Source organism: Hydrogenophaga sp. GW101-3F08 (genome assembly GCF_059424585.1).
Window position 1 is genome coordinate 490976 of the sequence record NZ_JBWKZP010000002.1, and the last position, 24569, is coordinate 515544.

The 24569-nt window shown below is 66.5% G+C and carries 24 protein-coding genes and 1 other RNA gene; 14 read left to right on the top strand and 11 right to left on the bottom strand.

Annotated features, from left to right (window positions below; all coding sequences use genetic code 11):
• The first annotated feature begins 14 nt into the window (after positions 1 to 14).
• The 5 genes from AC07YZ_RS07935 (at position 15) to ssrA (ending at position 3660) form a co-directional block, all read left to right on the top strand.
• On the top strand, positions 15 to 578 hold the full coding sequence (locus AC07YZ_RS07935; RefSeq protein ID WP_494794358.1) for a hypothetical protein: 564 nt from the start codon (positions 15 to 17) through the stop codon (positions 576 to 578).
• A 95-nt stretch (positions 579 to 673) separates the two neighbouring features.
• Positions 674 to 1855, top strand: coding sequence for a hypothetical protein (locus tag AC07YZ_RS07940; RefSeq protein WP_494794359.1), 1182 nt, complete (start codon positions 674 to 676; stop codon positions 1853 to 1855).
• A 21-nt stretch (positions 1856 to 1876) separates the two neighbouring features.
• Positions 1877 to 2584 (top strand): bifunctional 2-polyprenyl-6-hydroxyphenol methylase/3-demethylubiquinol 3-O-methyltransferase UbiG, encoded by a 708-nt coding sequence (gene ubiG, locus AC07YZ_RS07945; RefSeq protein WP_226493707.1) that lies wholly within the window; start codon positions 1877 to 1879, stop codon positions 2582 to 2584.
• Between the two features lie 8 nt (positions 2585 to 2592).
• On the top strand, positions 2593 to 3258 hold the full coding sequence (gene gph / locus AC07YZ_RS07950; RefSeq protein ID WP_226494777.1) for a phosphoglycolate phosphatase: 666 nt from the start codon (positions 2593 to 2595) through the stop codon (positions 3256 to 3258).
• Between the two features lie 13 nt (positions 3259 to 3271).
• Positions 3272 to 3660, top strand: a transfer-messenger RNA (tmRNA) gene (gene ssrA, locus AC07YZ_RS07955).
• A gap of 40 nt (positions 3661 to 3700) precedes the next feature.
• On the opposite strand, the gene AC07YZ_RS07960 is transcribed toward ssrA, so the two are convergent.
• The gene (locus tag AC07YZ_RS07960) at positions 3701 to 4303 is read right to left on the bottom strand and encodes a DUF2062 domain-containing protein (RefSeq protein WP_494794360.1); all 603 of its coding nucleotides are present in this window, start codon (positions 4301 to 4303) and stop codon (positions 3701 to 3703) included.
• Positions 4304 to 4390: 87 nt separating this feature from the next.
• Between AC07YZ_RS07960 and AC07YZ_RS07965 the strand changes: the two genes are divergently transcribed.
• Positions 4391 to 5140 (top strand): 16S rRNA pseudouridine(516) synthase, encoded by a 750-nt coding sequence (locus AC07YZ_RS07965; RefSeq protein WP_226494776.1) that lies wholly within the window; start codon positions 4391 to 4393, stop codon positions 5138 to 5140.
• 6 nt (positions 5141 to 5146) lie between these two features.
• On the opposite strand, the gene AC07YZ_RS07970 is transcribed toward AC07YZ_RS07965, so the two are convergent.
• The gene (locus AC07YZ_RS07970) at positions 5147 to 5746 is read right to left on the bottom strand and encodes a hypothetical protein (protein ID WP_226493705.1); all 600 of its coding nucleotides are present in this window, start codon (positions 5744 to 5746) and stop codon (positions 5147 to 5149) included.
• A 550-nt stretch (positions 5747 to 6296) separates the two neighbouring features.
• On the opposite strand from AC07YZ_RS07970, the gene AC07YZ_RS07975 reads away from it, so the two are divergent.
• From AC07YZ_RS07975 to ntrC, 6 genes are all read left to right on the top strand, one after another.
• Positions 6297 to 7220: an EI24 domain-containing protein gene (locus AC07YZ_RS07975; protein WP_494794361.1), complete on the top strand. Its 924-nt coding sequence runs from the start codon at positions 6297 to 6299 to the stop codon at positions 7218 to 7220.
• A gap of 18 nt (positions 7221 to 7238) precedes the next feature.
• Positions 7239 to 8051 (top strand): competence/damage-inducible protein A, encoded by an 813-nt coding sequence (locus AC07YZ_RS07980; RefSeq protein WP_494794362.1) that lies wholly within the window; start codon positions 7239 to 7241, stop codon positions 8049 to 8051.
• A 268-nt stretch (positions 8052 to 8319) separates the two neighbouring features.
• Positions 8320 to 9735, top strand: coding sequence for a type I glutamate--ammonia ligase (gene glnA, locus AC07YZ_RS07985; RefSeq protein ID WP_226493702.1), 1416 nt, complete (start codon positions 8320 to 8322; stop codon positions 9733 to 9735).
• Positions 9736 to 9994: 259 nt separating this feature from the next.
• Entirely contained in the window at positions 9995 to 10474 is a 480-nt protein-coding gene (locus AC07YZ_RS07990; protein ID WP_494794363.1) for a hypothetical protein, read from the top strand.
• Entirely contained in the window at positions 10471 to 11616 is a 1146-nt protein-coding gene (gene glnL / locus AC07YZ_RS07995; RefSeq protein ID WP_494794567.1) for a nitrogen regulation protein NR(II), read from the top strand. The genes AC07YZ_RS07990 and glnL overlap by 4 nt, the downstream gene beginning before the upstream one ends.
• Positions 11617 to 11660: 44 nt before the next feature.
• Positions 11661 to 13214 (top strand): nitrogen regulation protein NR(I), encoded by a 1554-nt coding sequence (gene ntrC / locus AC07YZ_RS08000; protein ID WP_494794364.1) that lies wholly within the window; start codon positions 11661 to 11663, stop codon positions 13212 to 13214.
• Positions 13215 to 13327: 113 nt separating this feature from the next.
• Here ntrC and xth read toward each other — a convergent pair whose 3' ends face one another.
• The 4 genes from xth to AC07YZ_RS08020 are packed head-to-tail and all read right to left on the bottom strand — an operon-like array spanning position 13328 to position 16349.
• Positions 13328 to 14092 (bottom strand): exodeoxyribonuclease III, encoded by a 765-nt coding sequence (gene xth, locus AC07YZ_RS08005; protein ID WP_494794365.1) that lies wholly within the window; start codon positions 14090 to 14092, stop codon positions 13328 to 13330.
• A gap of 16 nt (positions 14093 to 14108) precedes the next feature.
• Positions 14109 to 14612, bottom strand: a complete 504-nt coding sequence (locus tag AC07YZ_RS08010; RefSeq protein ID WP_494794366.1) for a dihydrofolate reductase — start codon at positions 14610 to 14612, stop codon at positions 14109 to 14111.
• A 4-nt stretch (positions 14613 to 14616) separates the two neighbouring features.
• The gene (locus AC07YZ_RS08015; protein ID WP_226493698.1) at positions 14617 to 15507 is read right to left on the bottom strand and encodes a DMT family transporter; all 891 of its coding nucleotides are present in this window, start codon (positions 15505 to 15507) and stop codon (positions 14617 to 14619) included.
• Positions 15504 to 16349, bottom strand: a complete 846-nt coding sequence (locus tag AC07YZ_RS08020; protein ID WP_226493697.1) for a thymidylate synthase — start codon at positions 16347 to 16349, stop codon at positions 15504 to 15506. The genes AC07YZ_RS08015 and AC07YZ_RS08020 overlap by 4 nt, the downstream gene beginning before the upstream one ends.
• 136 nt (positions 16350 to 16485) lie before the next feature.
• Here AC07YZ_RS08020 and AC07YZ_RS08025 point away from each other — a divergent pair, with 136 nt between their 5' ends.
• The gene (locus tag AC07YZ_RS08025; protein WP_494794367.1) at positions 16486 to 17106 is read left to right on the top strand and encodes a glutathione S-transferase family protein; all 621 of its coding nucleotides are present in this window, start codon (positions 16486 to 16488) and stop codon (positions 17104 to 17106) included.
• Between the two features lie 12 nt (positions 17107 to 17118).
• Here the strand turns inward: AC07YZ_RS08025 and AC07YZ_RS08030 are convergent, their stop codons facing one another.
• From AC07YZ_RS08030 to AC07YZ_RS08040, 3 genes are read right to left on the bottom strand one after another with little or no spacing between them, the layout of a single operon-like run.
• Positions 17119 to 18276 carry an MFS transporter gene (locus tag AC07YZ_RS08030; protein WP_494794368.1) on the bottom strand — a complete coding sequence of 386 codons (1158 nt, stop codon included), beginning with the start codon at positions 18274 to 18276 and terminating at the stop codon, positions 17119 to 17121.
• Positions 18277 to 18325: 49 nt separating this feature from the next.
• Complete coding sequence (locus AC07YZ_RS08035) at positions 18326 to 19750, bottom strand: FAD-binding oxidoreductase (protein WP_494794369.1); 1425 nt, start codon at positions 19748 to 19750, stop codon at positions 18326 to 18328.
• On the bottom strand, positions 19747 to 20223 hold the full coding sequence (locus AC07YZ_RS08040) for a DUF2069 domain-containing protein (RefSeq protein ID WP_494794370.1): 477 nt from the start codon (positions 20221 to 20223) through the stop codon (positions 19747 to 19749). The genes AC07YZ_RS08035 and AC07YZ_RS08040 overlap by 4 nt, the downstream gene beginning before the upstream one ends.
• A 48-nt stretch (positions 20224 to 20271) precedes the next feature.
• On the opposite strand from AC07YZ_RS08040, the gene AC07YZ_RS08045 reads away from it, so the two are divergent.
• Positions 20272 to 21561: a YihY family inner membrane protein gene (locus AC07YZ_RS08045; RefSeq protein WP_494794371.1), complete on the top strand. Its 1290-nt coding sequence runs from the start codon at positions 20272 to 20274 to the stop codon at positions 21559 to 21561.
• Positions 21562 to 21581: 20 nt separating this feature from the next.
• Here AC07YZ_RS08045 and AC07YZ_RS08050 read toward each other — a convergent pair whose 3' ends face one another.
• Positions 21582 to 22868, bottom strand: coding sequence for a cytochrome P450 (locus tag AC07YZ_RS08050; protein ID WP_494794372.1), 1287 nt, complete (start codon positions 22866 to 22868; stop codon positions 21582 to 21584).
• A gap of 62 nt (positions 22869 to 22930) precedes the next feature.
• Positions 22931 to 24451: an aminotransferase-like domain-containing protein gene (locus tag AC07YZ_RS08055; protein ID WP_226493691.1), complete on the bottom strand. Its 1521-nt coding sequence runs from the start codon at positions 24449 to 24451 to the stop codon at positions 22931 to 22933.
• Positions 24452 to 24569 lie beyond the last annotated feature (118 nt).

A 24569-nucleotide genomic window follows, 5' to 3' on the forward strand; every position in this document is an offset into this window, starting at 1 on the left:
ATGTGTGAAAGCACATGGGGCTTTTTTCTGGTCGTCGATCCATGAATCGGTTTTTGTTTTTCCTGTGGTGTCTGTCGCTGGTTGCCTGTGGCGCACCTTCGGAAAGACCTGCTGAAGGTCTGTATGACCGGTATCCGGTGCGTGAAGCGACCGGGCTTGAACGTCACTGTCTGCTGATGGGCTCTGTCGAGGCGCAAACGAGGGCCACCGTGGTGATGCTGTTGTCGCCTCGCATGGCGTACAGCCTTCTCGAATGGCCTCACATGAAGGCCGCGGCAGAAGAGGCCCGCTTCCAAGTGCTTGCGTGGAAAGACCCACGGGTGACCGCGTCCGAGTGGGATGACGCCTTGGCTGCGTCCGGGCTCGACAGCGTCGACCGCCAACGGCTCCATGACCAGCCGGTTTTGTGCCATTCGGTCTGGAATCGAGTGGATCACCTGCCTTTCAGTCTGGTATTTCTTGGTTCCAGTGTGCATGCGTGGCCCATCCTGGGCGTCATGCCCGATACCGCTTGGCGGGATTCCCTCGAGCTCCGGCGCCAAGCCTTGCTGCATGCAGAGCCGAAAGGTGCCAGGTGAGGGTATTGGCCCACCCTGGGGGGCCCCAAGTGACGCTCAAGGAAGCTGCCTCTGATCGGCTGCGTTGCCTGTCCAGGCGCCGGGCGGGGCGCTTGATGGCACTGGCCGGTGCGTTGTGCCTGGGAACCGCCATCGGGCAAGCCGACACCCCTGGCCAGGATGCGTGCATTGATCCTGTCAGCTATCTCGCGCTCGATCCGGACGTGGTCGGGAAGGACAGCAATGGCATCGCAGCCCTGGGGACCTACGAGCGCATCAGCCCGGACGGACGTTTCGTGTTGAGGTCTTTTTCAGGCAGCTTGTTCGGACAGGTGTCCCTGATCGAGTTGCCGGCCGAACCACAGGGGGGGTTGCAAGCCTACCGCACGCCCTTGAGCAATGAGGCGTTTCCGGTGCAGGGGAGCTGGCGCTTCCTGGTGGACGTGAACGGGAGCCACTACCGGTTGTCGGATGTCCTGCGCCGGCAGCAAAGGGCGCAACCCTTGTTTTCGGGGGGGATGCGGGGGTTCTATGCCGCAGCCTCGGAGCTTCCCGCGGAGAAGAGTACAGATCCGTCGTTGATCTGGATCCGGTCCATGAGTTGGCCGCAGGGGGACCGTTCGGGGCAGGGGACGGGCCCGCTGCAGGTCCGGACCCTGGGGTTGCGAGACCGCGGTGGGCAGGTTGATATCGTGCACGATACCGGTGCGCAGTTCATCTGTGCTCAAAGGCAGAGCGTCGATGGCAATGTGTACACATTGCCCATGATCTCGGTGGATGGCCTGGAGTTTTCCGCCATACCGATCAATCCGCGACAGGGCCGGCCGAGCATGCGCGTTTATGGTTTGGCTGCTGGGGCGCTGGACGAACAGCATCCCTGCGATCTGAAATGGGACCTGCGCGCCACCCCTGGAAAGGCCGTGTTTGGATTTGCGACCCATGCCCCTGCGATGTTGGTCTACACCTCCAATTCCAGTGTGTACTTTCTCGATCGGCGTCTGCCTCCCGAGGCAGGAGCTTTCCAAGTGGAAGATTGGCGGACATTGGTGCTGGCCAGCGCCTTCCCCGGGCTGACCCGCGATGGGCGCATCGTCTTTGGGGCGACCTGGAAAGACTGTCCGCCCGATGGACCGTGTGTGGGACGCTCCGGTTACGTCGTGGCAGATCCCTACCAGAACCCTGCGTACCGGAACCATTGGAAGGCCCGAAACGCGACTGCGCCCAAGGCCTGCATCACTCGGCGGGAGGTCGTGGCGGAGCGGCGGCGTTTTGCCGATCAGCACGGTCTGGTACCCTGAAGCCGTGTGAAAATTGACCGCATGAATCCAACTGTCAATGCCGACCCCGCCGAACTGGCCAAATTCTCTGACCTTGCCCATCGTTGGTGGGATCCCGAGAGCGAATTCAGGCCCTTGCACCAGATCAATCCCTTGCGTCTGGGCTGGATCGACGGTCTGGCCAGCCTGAGTGGCAAAAACGTGCTCGATGTGGGGTGTGGGGGCGGCATCCTGTCGGATTCAATGGCACGCAAGGGCGCAGAGGTCACGGGCATCGATCTGGCCGTCAAGGCGCTCAAGGTGGCCCAGCTCCATGCGTTGGAGGCGGGGACGCAGCACGTGAGCTACCGGGAAATCAGCGCTGAGGCGCTGGCGCAGGAGCAGCCCGGTGCCTTTGATGTGGTGACCTGCATGGAAATGCTGGAGCACGTGCCGGACCCGGCTTCCGTGGTTCGAGCCTGCTCGGCGCTGGTGAAACCCGGTGGATGGGTGTTTTTCTCCACCATCAACCGCAACCCGAAGTCGTTCCTGTTTGCCATCGTGGGCGCCGAATACCTGCTGCAGATGCTGCCCAAGGGCACGCACGAGTACGCCAAGATGATTCGACCCAGCGAGTTGGCGAGCCATTGCCGTGCTGCCGGGCTGGAGCTGACGCAGACGCGTGGCATGGAATTCAACCCGCTCACCCAGCGCTACTGGCTGAGTCAGGACACCAGCGTGAACTACCTGATCGCGACACGAAAGCCATGACCGATCGCGTGTTCCGCGGTATTCGGGCCGTGCTGTTCGACCTGGATGGCACTCTGATCGACAGCGCGCCCGATCTGGGCGCGGCGGCCGACGCCATGCGCACACAGCGCGGCCTGGCCCCGCTGCCACTGGAGCGCTACCGGCCCTTGGCTGGCGCTGGGGCTCGGGGCATGTTGCGTGTGGCTTTTGACATCGACCCGGATCATGCTGGGTATGAGCCGCTCAAACAGGAGTTCTTTGCCCACTACGAAGCCTGCCTGACGCAGCGCACCCAGCCTTTCATGGAGGTGGATCGCCTGTTGGCGGCGCTGGTGCAGGGAGGACTGCTTTGGGGAGTGGTGACCAACAAATCGCAGCGTTTCACCACGCCGTTGACCCAGGCCATGCGGCTTTTTGACACCGCAGGCACCATCGTCAGCGGTGACACGACGCCCCATGCCAAACCCCATCCCGAGCCCTTGCTGGAGGCGGCTCGGCGCCTGGGGGTGTTGCCGGCGCAGTGCCTTTACGTGGGGGACGATCAGCGCGACATCCAGGCCGGGCAGGCTGCAGGCATGCCCACCGTGGCCGCACACTACGGTTACCTCGGACTGGGGGCCGACGCATCGGCCTGGGGTGCCGACGCCGAGGTTTTTTCACCCCTTCAGGTCTTGCAATTGCTGGAACTGCCTTAAACTTGGTTGTTCAGGGGCTGCACTGGTTTCGACGTGGGTTCGGACACGCAGCAGGGCATGTCGAGGTTCTGTCACCTCGTAAAACCGCAGAAAAAAACTAACTGCAAACGACGAACGTTTCGCACTCGCCGCTTAATTGCCGGTGAGCTTTGCAACAGCAGGCCTATGGGCTGGGCAAGGGTTCAAACGGCGCAAGCCGCGAGAGTCCAGGCTGCAAAGATAATTCAATAGGCTGGTTGGGCGTCGGGTAACTTGGCGCACAACAAGATTCAAGGTTGCTGGCGTCCTGTGTAGCGTGCCGCTGCGCGATTCAGGAAGCGAGACTCAAATCAGACGGCTACACATGTAGAACTGCGCGAAGAAGGCTTGCGGACGGGGGTTCAAATCCCCCCAGCTCCACCACACACCCAACCCCGGGGCTCCGATGCCCCGGGTTTTGCTTTCAATCCCCCAAAGACTTTCCACCGACCGCATCGCGGTGTGCGCGCTCGCGCAACCGTCCGCGGCGCGTCCAGCGGGTTTTGAGTATCCACAGCGCGCTCGTCAGAAAATAGACGGCCAGGCCACTGGCGGTGGCGATGATGGACAGACCCACCACCAATGGCTTGCCCACGGTCTTCAGCTTGCGGGCCCAGTGCACCAATTGATCGGTCCAGCCCTGCTCCGGCGCGGGCATTGCTTGGGTTCTTTCCAGCAGATCCATGGCCTGCGCTTCCGTGAGCGCGGGCTCTCCCAGAATCCTTTTGCCGAGTCGGTAGGCGCCGTAGTACACCGGCCCAAAGGTCACCGGGTTCGTCACCAGGGTGCTGGCCACCGCCATGGGGAGGTTGGCCCGCAAAAGAACCGCCACGGTGGCCGATACCGGGATTTGGGCCACGGGGATCAGCAGCCCAAAGAAGATGCCCAGCGCCAGCCCGAGGGCGATGCCTTTGCGGCTGAAATGCCAGAGTCGGGGGTGGTGCAGAACGGGTCCCAGCCATCGCAGCCACCGGTTCTGGCGCACGGTCTCCGGCTTGGGGAGCCACTTCTTGAATGTATGTTTCACCGATCGAGCACCTGATGCAGTTTTCGCTCCTATTCTGGCCGATGCGTTGGGGCGCCGCCTGGCAGCGGTGACAATCCACTCACCATGATGCAGTTACAGGACATTCTTTTTTCCCAGGGCTTTGGCACACGCCGTGTTTGTTGTGGGCTGGTACAGCAGGGGCTGGTTCAGGTCGGGGCCGAGCGAGCCGTTTGCACAGACCCGACCCGCGAGTTGGAGGAGCACGGTCTGGAGTTCTGGGTGCAGGGAGAGCGCTGGAACTACCATGCGCTGGCCTACCTCATGCTGCACAAGCCGGCAGGCTATGAGTGCTCACAAAAGCCCAGCACCTACCCGAGCGTCTACACCCTGTTGCCGGGGCCGTTGCGCAGCCGGGGAGGCGGCGCGGCGGCAGGGGTGCAGGCGGTGGGGCGGCTGGACCAGGACACCACCGGCTTGCTGCTGTTGTCCGACGACGGCAAGTTCATCCACCGCATGACCTCGCCCCGGCACCATGTGCCGAAGGTGTACGAGGTGCAGGTCAAGCACCCGCTGGATGATCGCCAGGTGGCCCGCTTGCTCGAAGGCGTGGTGCTCGATGACGATCCCAGGCCGGTGCGGGCCGCGGCCTGTCAGGCCGTGACCGATCACCACCTGCGTTTGACGTTGACCGACGGCAAGTACCACCAGGTCAAGCGCATGGTGGCTGCGGTGAGCAACCGGGTGGAAGGGTTGCACCGGTCTTCCATGGGACAACTGGTGCTGCCCGCCGATCTGTTGCCTGGCCAGTGGCGCTGGCTCACGAGCGGGGAGGTGTCGGCCCTCACGCAGAAGGTCGGCGCTCCCGCTGGCACCTGAGCTGGTTCAGAGCAGATCGCCCTTGCGGCTGTCCAGGGGGACCAGGAACGAGTTTTCCTGCCACTGGGAGCCCAGGACGCTGTTGGGCGCCTGACCGGTCGTGCTGTTGGGCCAGGTGGACAGCGGGCTGAAGTCGCTTTGCCGGTTGCTGCGCTGGCGCGAGATGGCCGAGCGCAGGTTGGTCTGCGCGGCAATGATGGCCCGCTCTTCCTGTTCACGCTCTCGCATGGATTGAACGGTGGGCGATTCACCCAGGAATTCGGCCCGGATTTCCGCCACCGTCGGCAGAGCGTTGGACCGCACCACCCAGTAGGGCAGGCCACACTGGGTCAGCAGCGAGTGCTTGAGCAGGCGGGTGCTGCGTGGCAACGGCAGGCGCCCGGGCACGTCCAGGCAACCCACCACGCGGCCGTCTGCTTTGCAGACCGTGAACGTGCAGTACACCCCCCCGAGCAATCGGTACCAATGCATGCCCTGTTCTCTGTCTCGCGGCAGCGTGAAGCGGGTCACCGGCAGCTTGATCATGATGTGGTGGTCGTAGAAAGCCCGCGCCAGCCAGTGCCAGACGCGCGCCTCTTCGCTGTTGGCGATGGCCCGTGTGCTCAAGGGCCAATGCTTGGGCATGCGCCTTTGGCGTCGGGTTCGTCTGGCTTCCCAGGCTCGATGCAGCAGCGCGCCCAGCACCAGAAGTGCAGGGATCAGCGCTGCAAGCAGCCATGGGTTGGACCAGAAGTTCATAAGCAATTCGTTGTTCGTATTGTCTGTATCAAAGTGTATGGATATCGCTCATAAAGAAACCGACCAGGGGCGCGACTGCAACGCTGTTTGTGTGAATTCCTTTGGGTTTGGGCAGCTCCTCGCGGGCTGACCACGCCCGTGGGATCGCCTGGGGCGTGGTAAAAGCCAGTCGCTGGAGAATCAGGGCTTGGTGTCGCAACCCGGCCATGGCCGCCGGACCGCCTTATTTGGGCGTGGCATGGTGGCTCGTGCTTGGGACCAAGAATTGTGCCCAGAAGCGCGGGTGCTGCCTATCCCGCAAATGGGGTACCCATCGCCCCCAAGCCTGAAACGTCGGGGCCACCGCGCTGCGGGCCGTATCCACCGGCGGGTATTCTTGTGAGCTGGGGGCGTATGGAGTCCCTGTATTCTTGTCCCTATGAAGTTGCTGTTCGATTCGTTTTGGCGCGCCGTCGCCTACTGCATGCATCCGCGCGTGATCGCGCTCTCGTTCCTGCCCCTGATCCTGATGGTGCTGGTGTCGTTCGGGCTGGGCTACTTTTTCTGGGAGGGGGCGGTGGCGTCCGTGGCCGCCTGGCTGGAGGCCTACGAGCTGATGCAGGCCTTGCTCAGCTGGCTCGACCGCGTGGGCATGGGCTCGCTGCGCACGGTGTTTGCGCCGTTGCTGGTGCTGGTGCTGGCCACACCGGTCATCGTGTTGTCGTGCCTGCTGCTGGTGGCTGTGCTCATGACGCCGGCCATGGTGTCTCTGGTGGGGCAGCGGCGCTTTGCCACGCTGGAGTGCAAGCACGGCGGTTCGCTGCTGGCGAGTGTGTTGTGGTCGCTCGGGTCCACGGTACTCGCGGTGCTGGTGCTGGTGATGTCCATACCGCTGTGGTTGGTCCCTCCCATGGTGTTGATCCTGCCCCCGCTGATCTGGGGCTGGCTCACCTACCGGGTCTTTGCCTTTGATGCGCTGGCCGAACATGCCAGCGCCGATGAGCGCAAGCGCATCCTGCGTGAGCATCGGGGCAGCTTTTTGCTCATGGGGGTGCTCAGCGGCTATCTGGGAGCGGCGCCCAGCCTGTTGTGGGCGTCGGGGGCCATGGTCATTGCATTGGCGCCGCTGCTGGTGCCGGTTGCGATCTGGATCTACACCCTGGTGTTCGCGTTTGCATCGCTCTGGTTTGCGCATTTCGCGCTGGCCGCACTGCAGCATTTGCGGGCAACCTCGCCGCGCGATGCGTCCGAGGCCCAGATGAGCAGCGCCGACGCGGCCGTGCCGAGGCCATTGAATCTGCCCGCCGCGGGGCCCGCGGAAGACCTGGGCCTGCCGCCGCCTGGCACCATTGGACCTCTCTGAATGCCATCAAAAACGACCATGCCACCTTCTTTCGGACTCATCATCATCGGAGACGAAATCCTCTCCGGCAAACGGGCCGACAAACACCTGCCCAAAGTCATTGAGCTGCTGGCCGCCCGTGGGCTGTCGCTGGCCTGGGCCCGTTGTGTGGGGGATGACCGGGAGCGCATCACAGCCACACTGCGCGATGCGTTCGCCAGCGCCGACGTGGTGTTTTCCTGCGGCGGCATTGGCGCCACGCCCGATGACCACACCCGTCAATGCGCCGCCGCCGCTCTGGGCGTGGCGCTGCATTTGCATCCCGAGGCGCGCGACCTGATCGAGCAGCGCATGCGCGACATCGCCGCCGAGCAAGGGCAGGTTTTTGACCCTGAGCGTGCCGACAACGTGCATCGCTACAACATGGGTGTGTTTCCGGTGGGTGCGCGGATCATCCACAACCCCTACAACCGGATTCCGGGTTTCTCGTGCGACGGCCCTGGCGGTGGTGTGGTGCATTTCGTGCCCGGGTTTCCCGTGATGGCCTGGCCCATGATCGAAGCCGTGCTGGACCAGCAGTACCGCCATTGGCAACGCCCCGGCACCTGGCTGGAGCGTTCGGTGGTGGTCATGGGCACGATGGAGGCCACCCTCACGCCGCTCATGGAGCGTATCGAAGAGACGCATCCGGTCAAGGTGTTCAGTCTGCCCAGCGTGGACCACCCGGAGTTCGGTCGGCACATCGAACTGGGGGTCAAAGGCACGCCGGTGGCCGTGGAGGCGGCCTTTGGCGATCTGTTGTTGGGTCTGCAGGCCTGTGGCGCCGAGCTTGGCCCTGAAATGGTGCGCTGAACGATTGCACCACATGGGTGCTATTTTATGAATTGCACTGCATTGGTGCTTTTTGCGTGAAGAGCGTTGCTGTTTTGTCCGCACATCCTGATGTTGCCTGTTTTAAACCGGTGCGTCCGATCTTGACGGTGCACCGCCTCGGCGATAATTCCGCCCGAGCAAGCGGGATTGGCATTCCGGGTCTGTGTCGCGCGTCATGCAATGGCACAAATACTGCTTAACTCGTACGTCGTTTTTATTTCCACTCACCCAGCTACAGGAGTATTTGATGGCCAAGACCGTCGCAGACGTGATGCAAATGGTGAAAGACAACGAAGTCAAGTTTGTTGACTTCCGCTTCACCGACACCCGGGGCAAAGAGCAGCACGTGACCGTGCCTGTTTCCCACTTCGACGAAGACAAATTCACCTCGGGCCATGCGTTCGACGGTTCTTCGGTGGCTGGCTGGAAGGGCATCGAAGCCTCGGACATGCAGCTCATGCCCGACCCCAGCACCGCCAACATCGATCCGTTCTACGAAGAAACCACCCTGTTCCTGCAGTGCGACGTGATCGAGCCCGGTGACGGCAAGGCCTACGACCGCGATCCGCGTTCCATCGCCAAGCGCGCCGAAGCCTACCTCAAGGCCTCCGGCCTGGGCGACACCGCTTTCTTCGGACCGGAACCCGAATTCTTCATCTTCGACGGCGTGCGCTGGAGCAACGAACCCGGTCGCGTGATGTATGAGATCGAAGAGTACGAAGCCCCCTGGAACAGCGGCGCCAAGCTCGAAGGCGGCAACCGCGGCCACCGTCCCACCGTCAAGGGCGGCTACTTCCCCGTGCCCCCGGTCGACAGCACGCAAGACATGCGTGCCGAGATGTCCCTGATCCTCGAATCGCTGGGCATCCCGGTCGAAGTGTTCCACCACGAAGTGGCGGGCGCTGGCCAGAACGAAATCGGTACCAAGTTCAGCACGCTCGTCGAGCGAGCCGACTGGACCCAGGTCCTGAAGTACGTGGTGCAGAACGTGGCCAACGCCTACGGCAAGACCGCGACCTTCATGCCCAAGCCTTACGCGGGCGACAACGGCTCGGGCATGCACGTGCACCAGTCGATCTGGAAAGATGGCAAGAACCTCTTCGCCGGTGACGGCTATGCGGGCCTGAGCGACTTCGCGCTGTTCTACATCGGCGGCATCATCAAGCACGCCCGTGCCCTGAATGCCATCACCAATCCCGGCACGAACTCGTACAAGCGTCTGGTGCCCGGCTTCGAAGCTCCGGTGAAGCTGGCCTACTCGGCCCGCAACCGCTCGGCCTCGATCCGCATCCCGTACGTGGCCAACCCCAAGGGGCGCCGCATCGAAGCCCGTTTCCCCGATCCTTCGGCCAACCCCTACCTGTGCTTCTCGGCGCTGATGATGGCGGGTCTGGACGGCGTGGAGAACAAGATCCACCCGGGCGAAGCCGCCACCAAGGATCTGTACCACCTGCCGCCGGAGGAAGACAAGCTGGTCCCCACCGTGTGCCACAGCCTCGACCAGGCGCTGGACTACCTCGACAAGGACCGCGGCTTCCTGACCAAGGGTGGCGTGTTCACCGACTCCATGCTCGATGCCTACATCGAACTGAAGATGGCCGAAGTCACGCGTTTCCGCATGGCGCCGCACCCGGTCGAATTCGACATGTACTACAGCCTGTGAAGCCCGGCCCGGCTTGGCCGGGTTGTTCTCACCGGGTCCACGGCCACCGTGGACCCCAAGCGAAAGGGACGGCAGACGCCGTCCCTTTCGCTTGGGGTGAGGCAAATTCACCACCCTGCGCTGGGAGGCAGGCACTTTTTGGACGGTTTTCGGTCATACTGAAATGTGATGAACACGCGCCGCCGGCGCTTGGAGAGACGTGTTGTTGATTCCCTTGCCTCCCTACGCCATTCGTTGGTTGATTGCCGGTGCAGCTGGTTTGTTTGTGGTTCAGGCTCAGGCCCAGGAACGCATTTACCGCTGCGGCAACGAATACACCAACAACGCCCAGGTGGCCAAAAACCGTGGCTGTAAGCTGATGGAGGGTGGCAACATCACCATCGTGCAGGGCATCACACCACAGGCCAGCCGGCCCGCCGCCGCCACGCCCGCCGCGCGTGGGGGGGGTGAGCAGCGCATCAACTCCCCAGAGCAGCGCGCTCGCGACAGCGATGCACGCGCCATTCTCGCGGCGGAGCTGCGCAAAGCCGAAGAGCGTCTGGCGCAGGCCCAAAAGGAGTACGCCAACGGCGAGCCCGAGAAGCAGGGCATTGAATCGCGCAACTACCAGCGCTATCTGGACCGCGTGGCCGAGCTCAAGGCGGCCGTGGCCCGGGCCGAGGCCGATGTGGCGGGTATCCGCCGCGAATTGAGCCGACTCGATGGTTCCGCGGGCTCCCCCGGAACTGCCGCAAAATAAGCGGCTTGAAAAAGCCAGCCCCCCCCACCCCATCCCTTTCCGCGGACAGCCCCGTAGCGCCTGCCCGGCCGGTGGCGCGGCCTGCGGCCAACGCGCTGCGTTTCCATTCGCTGGATCTGCTGGCCACCCTGGTGGCCGTGGTCGCTTCCGACGGCGCCATTTTGTATGCCAACGCGGCACTGGAGGATGCGCTGGGCATGTCCCGACGCAGCATCACCGGCGCTTTGCTGCAAGACTGCTTCACCGAACCCACGCTGTTGCAGAGCGCCTTGAGCGGCGCCCGCGGCAACGAATTTGCCGCGCTGCGTTACGACGCCTGGCTCCGGCGTGCGACGCACGAGCCGTTGCCCGTGCATGTGGTGGTGGCACAGACCGAAACCCCGGGGGAGGTCATCGTCGAGCTGCTGCCGCTGGAGCAGCAGACCCGGCAGGAACGCGAAGAGCGTTTGATCGACCAGGCGCAGGCCAACAAGGAGCTGATCCGCAACCTCGCGCACGAGATCAAGAACCCGCTGGGCGGCATCCGCGGCGCGGCGCAACTGCTGCAGATGGAGCTGGAGTCCAAGGAGCTGATCGAATACACGCAGGTCATCATCCACGAGGCGGACCGCTTGCAGTCGCTGGTGGACCGGCTGCTGGCGCCACACCGGCGCCCGCACGTGGTGGGCGACGTGAACATCCACGAGGTGTGTGAGCGCGTGCGCTCGCTGATCGTGGCCGAGTTTCCCAAGGGCCTGCGCGTGGTGCGCGACTACGACACCTCCATCCCCGAGTTCCGGGGCGACCGCGAACAGCTGATCCAGGCGGTGCTCAACATCGCGCACAACGCGGCCCAGGCGCTGGGCGAGCGCATCGCGGAGGGCGACGCGCAGATCACGTTCCGCACGCGGGTGGGGCGTCAAGTGACCTTCGGCAAGCAGCGTTATCGGCTGGCACTGGAATTGCATGTGATCGACAACGGGCCTGGGGTTCCAGACTCGATCAAGGACCGCATCTTTTTCCCGCTGGTGTCGGGGCGCGATGGCGGCTCCGGCCTTGGCCTCACGCTGGCACAAACCTTTGTCCAGCAGCACCATGGTCTGATCGAGTGTGAGAGCGTCCCGGGTCACACGGATTTCAAACTGCTGATTCCGTTGCCATGAAACCGAACTCACAACGCCGCGCCTGACGAAGGGACACAGAACACATGAAGCCGATCTGGATAGTGGATGACGACCAATCGATCCGCTTCGTGCTAGAGAAAGCGCTGTTGCGCGAGAACCTGCCGACCCGCAGTTTCACGAATCCCCAGGAGGTCCTCAAGGCTTTGACGGACACCCCCGAAAGTGAAGGCCCGCAGATCCTGGTGAGCGACATCCGCATGCCCGGTGGCTCGGGGCTGGATCTGCTGGAGAAGGTCAAGGAAAAGCTCCCCGGCCTGCCGGTCATCATCATGACCGCGTTCTCCGATCTGGACAGCGCGGTGTCGGCTTTTCAGGGCGGTGCTTTCGAGTACCTGCCCAAGCCGTTTGACCTACCCAAGGCGATCGAGCTGATCCGCCGCGCGGTGGAGGAAAGCCAGCGCGAGGAGGTGTCCGAAGAGCGCATGAGCGCGGCGCCCGAAATGCTCGGGCAGGCGCCCGCCATGCAGGACGTGTTTCGCGCCATCGGGCGCCTGAGCCAGAGCCAGGTCACGGTGCTCATCACCGGCGAGTCCGGGTCGGGCAAGGAGCTGGTGGCGCGTGCGCTGCACAAGCATTCGCCGCGCTCGGCCGGCCCCTTCGTGGCCATCAACACCGCCGCGATTCCCAAGGACCTGCTGGAATCCGAACTGTTCGGCCATGAGCGCGGCGCCTTCACCGGGGCACAGACCATGCGCCGCGGTCGCTTCGAGCAGGCCGATGGCGGCACGCTGTTCCTCGACGAGATCGGCGATATGCCGTTTGATCTGCAGACCCGGCTGCTGCGCGTGTTGTCCGACGGGCATTTCTACCGCGTGGGGGGCCACAGCGCGGTGCGCGCCAACGTGCGCGTGATCGCCGCCACCCACCAGAACCTGGAGCAGCGCGTCAAGGAAGGGGTGTTCCGCGAAGACCTGTTCCACCGGCTCAACGTGATCCGCCTGCGTCTGCCCGCGCTGCGCGAGCGGCGTGAAGACGTGCCCATGCTCACGCGCTTTTTCCTGCAGCAGAGCGCCACGCAACTGGGTGTGGAGCCCAAGCGCATTTCAGAGGCGGCACTGCGGCTGCTGGGCACGTTCGACTTCCCGGGCAACGTGCGCCAGCTGGAAAACGTGTGCCACTGGCTGACCGTCATGGCGCCGGCCCAGGTGATCGAACTCAAGGACCTGCCCCCCGAAGTGCTGGCGTTGGCGGGTACGGCGGCCAGTCCGGCCATGGCGGCGCCAGAAGCCGCGCCGTCGATCCCGGTCGTTCCAGAGGCGCTGACGGCGCCCCAGCCACAGGCCCTGGTGCAGCCGCTTCATGCCGAGCCGATGGTGTTCGCGCCGAGCGAGCCGCTCACGGCGGTGCCTGTGGTCGGCGTGACTCAGGCGTGGGAAGCGGGCCTGCAGGCCGAGGCCCAGGCCTTGCTGGCGGAGGGGCGCACCGACGTGTGGGACGTGCTCACGCGCCGGTTCGAGACGCGGTTGATCCAGACCGCGCTGGCCAGTACCCGGGGGCGCCGCATCGAGGCGGCGCACAAGCTGGGGATTGGCCGCAACACCATCACGCGCAAGATCCAGGAATTGAATCTGGAGTGACCCCCCGCGGCGCTTCGCGCCACCCCCTGCAGGGGGCAATGCCTGCGGCCTGGCGAAACCAGTTCCGCGGCATTCTGGGTTGAGGCATTTCGCGCCGGCGGCGCCTTCGGTTGTTATCCGAGTGTCAGAACCACCGGCGCGTGGTCGCTGGGGCGCTCGTTCTTGCGCGGCGCCTTGTCGATCCCGCAAGCCGTGGTGCGGGCCTTCAGCGCTTCGCTGATCAGGATGTGGTCGATGCGCAGGCCGCGGTTGCGGCGGAAGGCGAGGTCGCGGTAGTCCCACCAGCTGTAGTTTTTCTCGGGCTGCGGAAACAGGCGCACCGCGTCGCACAGGCCCAGGCCGATGAGCGCCTGCAGATGGGTGCGCTCTTCGGTCGTGCAGTGGATGGTTTCGCGCAGGCCCACCGGGTCCCACACATCGGCGTCATCGAAGGTGATGTTGTAGTCGCCCATCAGCACCAGTTGCGGGTGTGCGGCCATTTCGGTGCGCACCCAGTCGCGCAGCGCATCAAGCCAGCGCATCTTGTAAGCAAACTTTTCGCTGCCGGGTTCCTGGCCGTTGGGGAAGTAGGCACCGATCACCCGCACGCCGTCGATGGTGGCGCACAGCACCCGCGATTGTTCGTCGGCGAAACCCGGGATGTTCCTGATGACCTCGCTGGCGGGGGACTTGCTCAGCAGCGCCACGCCGTTGTAGGTCTTCTGCCCGAAGCACTGGGCCTGGTAGCCGATGTCGGCGAACGCCTGCGCGGGAAACTTGTCGTCGGCGAGCTTGAGCTCCTGCAGCGCCAGCACGTCCACCGGGTTCGCGGCCAGCCAGTCCAGCACCTGGGGCAGGCGCACGGTGAGCGAGTTGATGTTCCAGGTGGCGAGCTGCATGGTGTGTCGGGCCGGTTCAGGGCTGGCGGGTGTAGGTGACGAAGGCGAACGGCAGACCGTTGACCGAGATATGGGTCTCGCGCGTGGTCTCTTTCCACTCGGGGCCGAAGACCGGGGCGAAGGCATCGCCCTCGAAATCCCGCGCGATCTCGGTCACCACGGCGCCGCTGGCCAGCGGCTGGGCCTGGGCGTAGATCTGCGCGCCGCCGATCACCCAGGCGTCGGTGCCGGGTGGGCAGGCCGCCAGGGCCGCGGACAGTGAGCCGGCGCGGGTGGCGCCGTCGGCCTGCCAGGCCGCGTCGCGGGTGATCACGATGTTCAGGCGCCCCGGCAGCGGGCGGAACTTCGGCGGCAGCGAGTCCCAGGTCTTGCGGCCCATGATCACCGGGCAACCCAGCGTGGTGCGCTTGAAATGCGCCATGTCCTCGGGCAGGTGCCAGGGCAGGGCGTTGTCCTTGCCGATCACGCCGTTGGCGGCGCGGGCGAAGATGAGATGCAGTCGGGTGGCTTGGGCGGGCATGGCGCTATTGTGCCGCCGCCGCTTTGCGCGCGGGCCACAGCACGCTGGCAATCGCCAGCATCACGAAGACCATGGCCAGCCAGTCCTGCCAGTGCGGCACTTCGCCCACGATGACGGTGGCGCTGAGCGTTCCCACCAGCGGGATCGCCATCACGCTCATGGCGCTGGTGGCCGGCGGCAGGTCGCGCGCCATGCCGAACCAGATCAGCTGCGCCAGGCCGTAGTTGATGAGCGCGCCGTAGGCCAGGCTGGTCCACATCATGGGGGTGAACGTGGCCGGTTGCGGCAGCGGCTCCAGCGTGAGCGCCAAGGCCCACAACACGCCACTGCCCAGCAGCAGCATCCAGACCGTGACCACCATGGGCGTGAGCGTGAGATGGGCGCGGCGAAACATCAGCGTGCCCAGCGCCCAGGACGCCGCCGCCCCCAGCATCCAGACCACGCCCGCGGGTCGGCCCGAGAGGCGCTGCAGTTCGTGCCACAGCAGCAGGGCAATGGCCAGCGCCACGCAGACCACCGCCAGGCGCACGCGCGGCGTGATGCGTTCGCCGAAGAAGGCCGCGCCGATCAGCACCGTGAAGATGGGCATGGTGAAGCCCAGGATGGCCGCGCGACCCGACGCCAGTTCCTGCACGCCGAAGATGGACAGCGTGTGCCAGCCCAGCACGTTGGGCAGGCCGAGCCAGGCGATGGCGGCCCACTCGCGCCCGGTCGGGCGCATGCGCTCGCCTTGGGCGGCCACGTAGACGAACAGCCAGGCCGCGCCGATCAGCATGGTGCTGGCGCGGAAATACAGCGGGCTCAACTGCTGCAGCGAGAGTTTCATCATGGGCCAGTTGACACCCCACATGAGCGTGAGGGCCAGCAGCGCCCAGAGCTGGCGGCGGGTGATCAAACCGCGACGGGTGCTTTGATGGCCGGGTGGCTCTCGTAGCCGAGCACCTCGAAATCCTCGTACTCGTAATCGAAGATCGAAGCCGGTCGGCGCTTGATGTTCAGCGTGGGGTAGGCGAAGGGCGTGCGGCTCAGCTGAAGCGCCACCTGCTCGTGGTGGTTGCTGTAGATGTGGCAGTCGCCGCCGGTCCAGATGAAGTCGCCCACGTCCAGGTCGCACTGCTGCGCCACCATGTGGGTGAGCAGGGCGTAGCTGGCGATGTTGAAGGGAACGCCGAGGAAGATGTCGGCGCTGCGCTGGTAGAGCTGGCAACTGAGCTTGCCGCGCCCGCCGGGTTCGGTGGCCGGTGCCACGTAGAACTGGAAAAAGGCGTGGCAGGGCATGAGTGCCATCTTGTCCAGCTCGGCCACGTTCCAGGCGCTCACGATGATGCGGCGCGAGTCGGGGTTGGTCTTGAGCGTCTGCATGACGTCGGCGATCTGGTCGATGTGGCCGCCGTCGGGCGTGGGCCAGCTGCGCCACTGCACCCCATAGACCGGGCCGAGGTCGCCGTCGGCGCGCGCCCATTCGTCCCAGATGGTGCAGCCGCGTTCCTGCAGCCATTTCACGTTGCTGTCACCGCGCAGGAACCACAGCAGTTCGACGATGATGGCCTTGAGGAACACCTTCTTGGTGGTCACCAGCGGAAAACCTTCGTTCAGGTCGAAGCGCATCTGGTGGCCGAACACGCTCTTGGTGCCGGTGCCGGTGCGGTCGCCTTTGTGCACGCCGTTCTCAAAGACGTGGCGCATGAAATCTTCGTATTGAGAACGCACGGGGCGCAGGGGGAGGTGGTCGGTCATGGGGCAACTTCGGTGGGCAACGGGCGGGCCAAACCGCGATTGTGCCCGCTCCACATCACCCCTGCGCCGGGGTGGACCGGTACGCGCCAGCCGGCTACGATGCGACCTCGTTGTACCGCCCACAGGAGACCTCGCCATGTCTTCACTCACGCTCTACACCAACCCCCAATCCCGCGGCCGCATCGCGCACTGGATGATGGAAGAACTGGATGAGCCCTACGAAACCGTCTGGCTGGACTACGGCACCACCATGAAGGCGCCGGATTACCTGGCGGTCAACCCCATGGGCAAGGTGCCGGCGCTGCGCCATGGCGACGCGGTGGTGACCGAGGCGGCGGCCATCTGCGCCTACCTGGGCGACCGGTTCCCGGAAAAAGGCCTGGTCCCGCCGCCCGACTCGCCGGCCCGGGCCGACTACTACCGCTGGCTGTTTTTCGCCGCCGGGCCGCTGGAGCAAGCGGCCGTGGCGCGCGCGCTCGGCTGGGAGGTGCCCGAGGGCCGCAGTGTGATGGTGGGCTTCGGCAGTTACGCCGACACGATGCATGCACTGGAGCTCGGGCTGTCGAAGGGGCCGTACGTGTGTGGTGAGCAGTTCACCGTGGCCGATGTTTACGTGGGGTCCAGCCTGGTCTGGGGCCTGATGTTCGGCACCATCGAGAAGCGGCCGGCGTTCGAGGCCTATGCCGCGCGGGTGCAGGCGCGGCCGGCCTGGCAGCGCTCGGCCCAGATCAACGAGGCACGCATCAAACCCACGTGAGGTCACACCGTCTCAGGTCAGCCGGTCGAGGGCGCGGGTCGCCCACAGCAGGGCGATCAGCAGCAGCACCACCACCGGCATCACCGCGCCGAGCCCGACCCAGGTGGCCAGCAGGCCAAACGCCGCCGGGATGACCGAGCCGCCCGCGTAGGCGGCCATCATCTGCCGGCCAATCACCGTGCGCGCCACGTCCGCCGGAAAGCGCCGCGCGGCCTCGTGCATCAGCGAGGGAAACACGGGGGCGCAGCCCAGGCCCATGAGCACCAGGCCGGCCAGCGACAGCGCCGCCGGCAGGCCGGGCAGGGCGAACAGCACAGCGCCAACCAAGGCCAGCGTGACCCCCAGGCCCACCAGCCGCCGGTTGCCCAGGCGGTTGGACACCAGGCCGACGCCAAAACGCCCGGCGGTGATGGACCCGAAATACACCGAGACCCAGAAACCCGCCTGGGCCAGGCTGGTGCCCCGGTGGACCAGGATGCTGGCGGCCCACAGGCCGGTGCCCATCTCGGCCGCCACGTAGAACAGGAAACACAGCGGCGCCAGCCACAGGGCGCGGCGCGCGACCGGTTTGAACACCACGGGCGGCTCGTCCGCCGCAGCGGCGTCGGTCGGGTGGCTGCGTTCGCGCCGCCAGAGCGACAGCGTGGCCCAGAGCAGCGCGGCCAGCGTGAGCTGGGCCAGCCCGAGGGTGAGCACACCGCGGGTCCAGCCGCCCGGGCCGGCCAGCGCCAGGCCCATCACGGCCGGGCCGGTGGTGGCCCCCACACCCCAGAAGCCGTGCAGCCAGTTCATGTGGCGCGACGAGTAGTGCGCGGCGACGAAGTGGTTCAGGCTGGCATCGACCGCGCCACCGCCCGCGCCCAGCGGAATGCCCAGCAGCACCAGCCAGGCAAACGAGGGTGCGACGGAGAAGCCCACCAGGGCCAGCGCGGTCATCAGGCAACTGGCTGCCACCACCACGCCGGTGCCCACCCGCGCGACGATGCGCCCGGCAAAGCCGGCGCTGAGGGCGGCGCACACCGTCATGGTGATGGTCAACACGCCCACGGCGGCCAGGGGTTGGCCCATGTCGGCCCGCATGGCCGGCCAGATCACGCCCATGACGGCGTCGGGCAGCCCCAGGCTGACGAAGGACACGTAGACGATGGCGAGCAGGAGCAGGTGGGCCAAGCAGCGGATCTCGGGGTGTGCAAGGGGGCAGGTGGCCCCGCTGCCGGGTTCAGGGCAACAGCACGCGCCCGGGGTTGAGCAGGTTCTGCGGGTCCAGCGCCTGTTTGATGGAGCGCATCAGGGCCAGCGCCACCGGGTCTTTGTAGTGCGGCAGCTTGTCCACCTTGAGACTGCCAATGCCGTGCTCGGCACTGATCGAGCCTTTGAACCGTGCCACCGCGTCGAACACCAGGGTGTTCACACGCGCTTCCTGCTCGCGCAGGAAGGCCTTGGGGTCGCCATCGGCCGGCGCCTGCACGTTGTAGTGCAGGTTGCCGTCGCCCAGGTGGCCGAAGTTGACCAGGCGCACGCCCGGAATCTCGCGCTCCAGCAAGGCATCGGTCTCTTCGCAGAAGGCCGGGATGCTGGACACCGGGATGCTGATGTCGTGTTTGATGTTCAGGCCTTCTTCGGCCTGCGCCAGCGGAATGCTCTCGCGGATGTGCCAGAGCGCGTGCGCCTGCTGCAGGCTCTCGGCCACCACGGCGTCGCTCACCACGCCGTTCTCGAACGCGGTTTCCAGCAGGCGCTCGAACTGCGCGCGGGCGTGCTGTTCGGACTCGCTGTCGCTGTTTTCCAGGAGGACGCAATAGGGGGTGTCTTCCCACAGCGGCACGCGCTGCTGCGGGAAATGTTTCGCTACCAGGCCCAGCGCGAACTGGCCCATGACTTCGAAGCCGGTGAGGCTCGCGCCCAGGTGCTGGTGCGCCAGGCCGAGCAGGGTCACCGCCGTCTCCAGCGAGGGCACGGCGGCCCAGGCCGTGAGCGTGGCGGCGGGCAGCGGGTAGAGCTTCATGGTGGCCGCGGTGATGATGCCCAGCGTGCCCTCGCTGCCGATGAACAGATCGCGCAGGTCGTAGCCGGTGTTGTCCTTGCGCAGGCCGCTCAGGCCGTGCCAGACCTCGCCCTGCGCGGTCACCACTTCGAGGCCCAGGCAGAGTTCGCGCGCGTTGCCATAGCGCACCACCTGCGTGCCGCCGGCGTTGGCGGCCAGGTTGCCGCCGATGGTGCAGCTGCCTTCGGCCGCGAGCGAGAGCGGAAACAGGAAACCGGCCTTCTCGGCCGTTTCCTGCAGCGTCTGCAGCACGCAGCCGGCCTCCACCGTCATGGTGAGGTTGGCGCTGTCGATGGCGCGCACAGCGTTGAGCCGCGTGAGGCTGAGCACCACCTGCGTGCCGCTGCCGTCGGGCACCGAGCCCACCACCAGGCCGGTGTTGCCGCCTTGCGGCACGATGGACGCACCCGCGGCGGCGCAGGCCTTCACCGCCGCCGCCACTTCGGCCGTGCTGCCCGGGCGCACCACGGCCAGGGCGCGGCCATGGGCGCGCTGGCGCCAGTCCCGCTCCCAGGCGCTCAGATCGGTGGCGGGGTCTTCGTGCGTGAGCACGTGGGGGCCCCCCACGATGCGCCGCAGTTCGTTGAGCAAGGTATTCATGCGTGTGGGGACGGCGTTGCCACGGGGTCGGCCGCAGCGCCGGTGGCGGCGGCGTGGCGGGCCTTGTCGGCTTCCACCGCATCCTTGCCCGCGGCGCGCAGACGCATGCGCACGTGCAGCGCGCAGGCCACGAACAGCGCCACGCACAGCAGCACCTCGATGCCGGCCAGCGCGGCGGACAGCCCGCTCTCGCTGGTGGCGCGCACCGCGCCTTCGGTGAAATAGACCCACACCAGCAGGCTGAGCCAGCGGTAGGTGTACATGCGGTTCTTCAGCAGCCCGGCCAGCGGCAGGGTCAGCGGCAGCACCTTGAGCACCAGCCACGAACCACCCGGGCGCAGCGGTGCGAGCCAGAGTTCCCAGGCCAGGCCCAGCACGATCAGACCCAGCAGGCTGCCCACGGCAAGCCAGCGCGTGGCGCGCACGGCGGGCGCCGGGTTGGAGGCAGGAGAAACAAGGGTGGGATCGGGCATAACGGGGAGGGGCGCGGACGCGTGATGGGCAAATGGCATGATACCGGGATGACCCTGATCGAGCGTCTGCGGACGATGGAAACCCTCTTGCGCGAACTGTGGCGCGACACGCTGAAATTCCCCTGGCGCAACACCGCTTTCACGCTGCGCGAGCGCTTTCGCGAAGACCGCCTGGGCGTGACCGCCAGCAGCCTGACCTTCACCACCACCATCTCGCTGGTGCCGCTGTTCACCGTGGCGCTGGCCATCTTCAGCGCCTTCCCCATGTTCGACCGGCTGCAGGCCACGCTGCAGCGCTGGCTGATCCAGAGCCTGGTGCCCGACAACATCGCCAAGCAGGTGCTGAGCTACCTCAACCAGTTCGCCAACAAGGCCGGGCAGATGGGCTGGGCCGGCGCGCTGGTGCTGCTGGTGACCGCGCTGGCCCTGATCCTCACCATCGACCGCAAGCTCAACGACATCTGGCGCGTGCGCCAGGCGCGTTCCCTGACCCAGCGCGTGCTGGTGTATTGGGCGGTGCTGACCCTGGGGCCGCTGCTGCTGGCTGGCAGCCTCACCGCCACTTCCTACGCCCTGACCATCTCGCGCGGCGTGGTGTCGTTCATGCCGGGCGGCATCCGCCTGCTGCTGGATTCGGTGCAGTTCGCGCTGGTGACCGGCGGGCTGGCCGCGCTCTACCGCTACGTGCCCAACACCCATGTGCGCTGGAGCCATGCGCTGGTGGGTGGCGCCTTCGTGGCCATCGGCCTGGAGCTGGCCAAGAAGGCGCTGGCTCTGTACCTGGCGCAGGTGCCCACGTATTCGGTGGTGTACGGCACCTTCGCCACCGTGCCGATCCTGCTGGTGTGGTTCTACGTGGCCTGGGTGATCGTGCTGCTGGGCGCGGTGGTGGCCGCCTACCTGCCCAGCCTGCTCTCGGGCGTGGCGCGGCGCGGCGACAGCCCAGGCTGGAATTTCCAGCTGGCGCTGGAGCTGCTGCAGCAGTTGCACCGCGTGCGCGACGACGCGCCCAAAGGCATGGGCCTGTCGGCCCTGGCCCAGGTGCTGCGGGTGGACGCGCTGCAGCTCGAAGAGCCGGTGGCGGCGCTGGTGGCGCTGGACTGGCTGGGCCGGCTGGACGAAGAGGACGAGCGCTATGTGCTGCTGGTGGACCCGGCGGCAACCCCGATGGCGCCCCTGCTGGACCGCCTGCTGCTGGCGAGCAGACCCGGCAACGCGCGCTTCTGGTCCGAAAGCCGCTGGTCGCAGATGACCCTGGCGCAGGCGCTGGCGCAAACCCCCGACGTGGCGGAGGACCCGCAAGGGGCGGGGACAGGACCGTCGGTCGCTGCCGGCTGATCCGATCCGCTGGGTGCTGTTCAGCGCAGGCTGAACGGCGCGCGCAGAAAGCCGCGAAAGCGCGCCCGTCCGCCGCGCATCGGCGCCTGGCTGAGCCGGACGCCCGGGAAGCGCTGCAGAAAGCGGCCGATGGCGATGCGGCCTTCGAGCCGCGCCAGGCTCAGGCCCGCGCACTGGTGGATGCCGAAGCCGAACGCCAGGTGCTTGTTGCCCTCGCGTTGCAGGTCCAGCGTCTCGGGCCGGGCGAACTGTGCCGGATCGCGGTTGGCCGCGCCGATGCACAGCGTGACCAGCGCACCCGCGGGCAGGTCCACACCGCCCACCTGCGTGGCCTTCAGGGCGCGCCGGTTGCCGAGCTGGTTGGAGGATTCGAAGCGCAGGACCTCGTCCACCGCGAGCGTGAGCAGCTGTTCCTGCGCGGCGGCATCTCCCGCCGTGGCCCGCAGATCGGCCAGCAGACCGGCTTTGGCCGCCGGGTTTTCTTCGAGCAGGATCAGGCCGTTGCCGATCAGGTTGGTGGTGGTCTCGTGGCCGGCGTTGAGCAGGAAGATGCAGTTCTGCAGGAGCTCGACCTCGCTGAGCTTTTCGCCATCCACCTCGCCCTGGATCAGGCGCGTGAGCACGTCGCGCTCCGGGTCGCCGGGGCGCTGGCGGCGCTCGACCACCAGGGTGCGCAGGTAATCCAGCATCTCGGTCACGCTCTGGTTGCCCAGCGCGTGCTGCGCGGGCGACACCACCGGCTCCAGCGCGCCCAGGATGGCGAGCGACCAGGCGCGCAGCGGCCCGCGGTCTTGGTGCGGCACGCCCAGCAGGTTGCCGATGATCTCCACCGGAATGGCCGAGGCGAAGTCTTCGATCAGGTCGCCGCCGCCCTGGTCGGCGATGCGGTCGAGCAGGCCGTCCACCAGCGTCACCAGCCCGGGCTCCATGTCGGCGATGGCGCGGCGCGTGAGGGCGCCCATGATGAGCTTGCGCACGCGGGTGTGCAGCGGCGGGTCGTTGAACACCAGACTGGTGGTGTGGTGCTCGTACAGCGGCGAGTCCGCGCCGTACTTGGGCGCGAACTCGACGTGTTTGTCGGAACTGAAGGTGGCCGCGTCGCGGTACACCGCCACCAGGTCGGCGTAGCGGGTGAGGAACACCGAGCCGTCGGGCATGTGGCGCACCGGTTCGTGCTCGCGCAGGGCGGCGTACACCGGGTAGGGGTTGGCCAGGAAGTCGGCGGGCAGGGCACGCAGGTCGAAGGCGGTGGCGATCTCGCGCGCCCGCGCCGCGCTCATGGGTGGGGTGATCGGGTCGTGAAACATGGTGCGGCCATTGTGGCTGCGGGCGCTGGAACGCGGGTGCTGGTTTTCCCGCCGGGAGGCGCTCAAGCGCGCCGCAGGACCGGGGGCGTCGGGCTGGCGGCGGGGCGCTCCAGCATCTGGCGCGCGAGCTCGCCGATGCGCGCCAGGGCCTGCATGGTGAGTGCGTTCCAGGGGCCCGAGAAGTTCAGGCGCAGGCAGTTGCGGTAGCGGTCGGTGGCGGTGAACAGTTCGCCCGGGCCGAAGGTGATGCCTTCGCTGGCGCAGCGCCGGAACAGGTCCATGCTGCCGATGGCCGGATGCAGCTCCAGCCACAGCGTATCGCCCGACGGCGGGTTGCTCACGCGCGTTCCCGGGGGAAAGTGGTGTGCGATCAGATGCCGGGCCTCGTTCCGGCGCTGCCGCATGTCGGCGCTGAGGCGGCGCAGGTGGGCTTCGTAGCTGCCCTGGGTGAGCAGGTCGGCCAGGGCCTCTTCCAACACCACGTTCGTGGCCGCGCCCTGCAGCCGCTTGTGGGTGGCGATGGCATCGCGCCAGCGACCCGCCGCCACCCAGCCCAGGCGGATGCCCGGCGTCAGGGTCTTGGCGAACGAGCCGCAGATCATGACGTTGCCCTCGGTGTCGTAGGCCTTGGCGGCCTTGCGCCGCTCGTCGCCGGCCAGCAGGTCGTTGAACACCACGTCTTCGATCAGGGGCACCTGCCGGCGGGCCAGCAACTGCACCAGGCGCTGCTTGGCCGACAGCGGCATCACCGAGCCCAGCGGGTTGGACAGCGTGGGGGCCGCGAGCACGGCCTTGATGGGTTGCGTGTCCAGCGCCAGCTCCAGCGCGGGCAGCGAGAGCCCGGTGGCCGGGTGGGTGGGGATCTCCAACACCCGCAGGCCCAGGGACTCGATCAGATCGAGGTAGCCAAAAAAGGTCGGAGACTCCAGCGCCACCACGTCGCCCGGCTGCGTGACGGCGCGCAGGCACAGGCTGACCGCCTGGGTGCAACTGGCGGTGATGACGATGTCCGACGCATCGAGCGCGCAGCCCAGGTGCAGGGCGCGCTGCGCCACCGCCGCGCGCAGCGCGGGCCTCCCGGCATCGGCCTTGTTGTATTCGGTCAGGCTGCGCCGGTGCACGCGCGAGGCGCGGCCCACGGCCACGCGCAGGCGCTCGTCGTCGAACAGGTCGCTGCTCTGCGGTGTGAACCCCCCAAAACTGGCGCGGTCACCGGGCTGGTGGAGCAGGGCGAAGGCTTCGGAACGGCTCTGCCGCTCCAGCAGAAAGCTGCGTTGCGGTGGTGCGCTCAGGCTGGGCTGGGCGATGCGCTGGGCGCGCCTCACGAAGTAGCCGGCCTTGGGGCGCGCCTGCACCAGGCCCTGCTCCTCCAGCTGGCGAAAGGCCTGCATGGCGGTCGAGATGGACACGCCCTGCGTCAGCGCCGTCTCGCGCACCGAGGGCAGTCGTTGGCCGGCCTTGAAGGTGCCGCTGTGGATGAGCTGCGCCAGTGTCTGCGCGATCTGCTGGTACAGCGGCAGGGTGGGGGCGGGGCTGGCCGACGGGGCCGGACACAGCGTGAGGGTGGGGGGCGGCGCTGGCATGGCGTTTCCATGCTAACCCAGTGCGCGGTCGCCGTCGGGTCCGGTGGCTGGCACCGACCGGTACAGATGGGGTCGAAAGAGACCACACAGATGCGGCCTGCACGGATCTGGCAGGGCG

Coding starts and splice junctions, on each gene's coding strand:
- AC07YZ_RS08055 (WP_226493691.1), bottom strand. CDS start 24,451: ATGCCAGCGCCGCCCCCCACCCTCACGCTGTGTCCGGCCCCGTCGGCC.
- AC07YZ_RS08025 (WP_494794367.1), top strand. CDS start 16,486: ATGTCTTCACTCACGCTCTACACCAACCCCCAATCCCGCGGCCGCATC.
- xth (WP_494794365.1), bottom strand. CDS start 14,092: ATGCAGCTCGCCACCTGGAACATCAACTCGCTCACCGTGCGCCTGCCC.
- AC07YZ_RS08035 (WP_494794369.1), bottom strand. CDS start 19,750: ATGAATACCTTGCTCAACGAACTGCGGCGCATCGTGGGGGGCCCCCAC.
- ntrC (WP_494794364.1), top strand. CDS start 11,661: ATGAAGCCGATCTGGATAGTGGATGACGACCAATCGATCCGCTTCGTG.
- ubiG (WP_226493707.1), top strand. CDS start 1,877: ATGAATCCAACTGTCAATGCCGACCCCGCCGAACTGGCCAAATTCTCT.
- AC07YZ_RS08020 (WP_226493697.1), bottom strand. CDS start 16,349: ATGACCGACCACCTCCCCCTGCGCCCCGTGCGTTCTCAATACGAAGAT.
- glnA (WP_226493702.1), top strand. CDS start 8,320: ATGGCCAAGACCGTCGCAGACGTGATGCAAATGGTGAAAGACAACGAA.
- AC07YZ_RS07940 (WP_494794359.1), top strand. CDS start 674: ATGGCACTGGCCGGTGCGTTGTGCCTGGGAACCGCCATCGGGCAAGCC.
- AC07YZ_RS08010 (WP_494794366.1), bottom strand. CDS start 14,612: ATGCCCGCCCAAGCCACCCGACTGCATCTCATCTTCGCCCGCGCCGCC.
- AC07YZ_RS07965 (WP_226494776.1), top strand. CDS start 4,391: ATGCAGTTACAGGACATTCTTTTTTCCCAGGGCTTTGGCACACGCCGT.
- AC07YZ_RS08050 (WP_494794372.1), bottom strand. CDS start 22,868: ATGTTTCACGACCCGATCACCCCACCCATGAGCGCGGCGCGGGCGCGC.
- AC07YZ_RS07935 (WP_494794358.1), top strand. CDS start 15: ATGGGGCTTTTTTCTGGTCGTCGATCCATGAATCGGTTTTTGTTTTTC.
- AC07YZ_RS08045 (WP_494794371.1), top strand. CDS start 20,272: ATGACCCTGATCGAGCGTCTGCGGACGATGGAAACCCTCTTGCGCGAA.
- AC07YZ_RS07975 (WP_494794361.1), top strand. CDS start 6,297: ATGAAGTTGCTGTTCGATTCGTTTTGGCGCGCCGTCGCCTACTGCATG.
- AC07YZ_RS08040 (WP_494794370.1), bottom strand. CDS start 20,223: ATGCCCGATCCCACCCTTGTTTCTCCTGCCTCCAACCCGGCGCCCGCC.
- AC07YZ_RS07980 (WP_494794362.1), top strand. CDS start 7,239: ATGCCACCTTCTTTCGGACTCATCATCATCGGAGACGAAATCCTCTCC.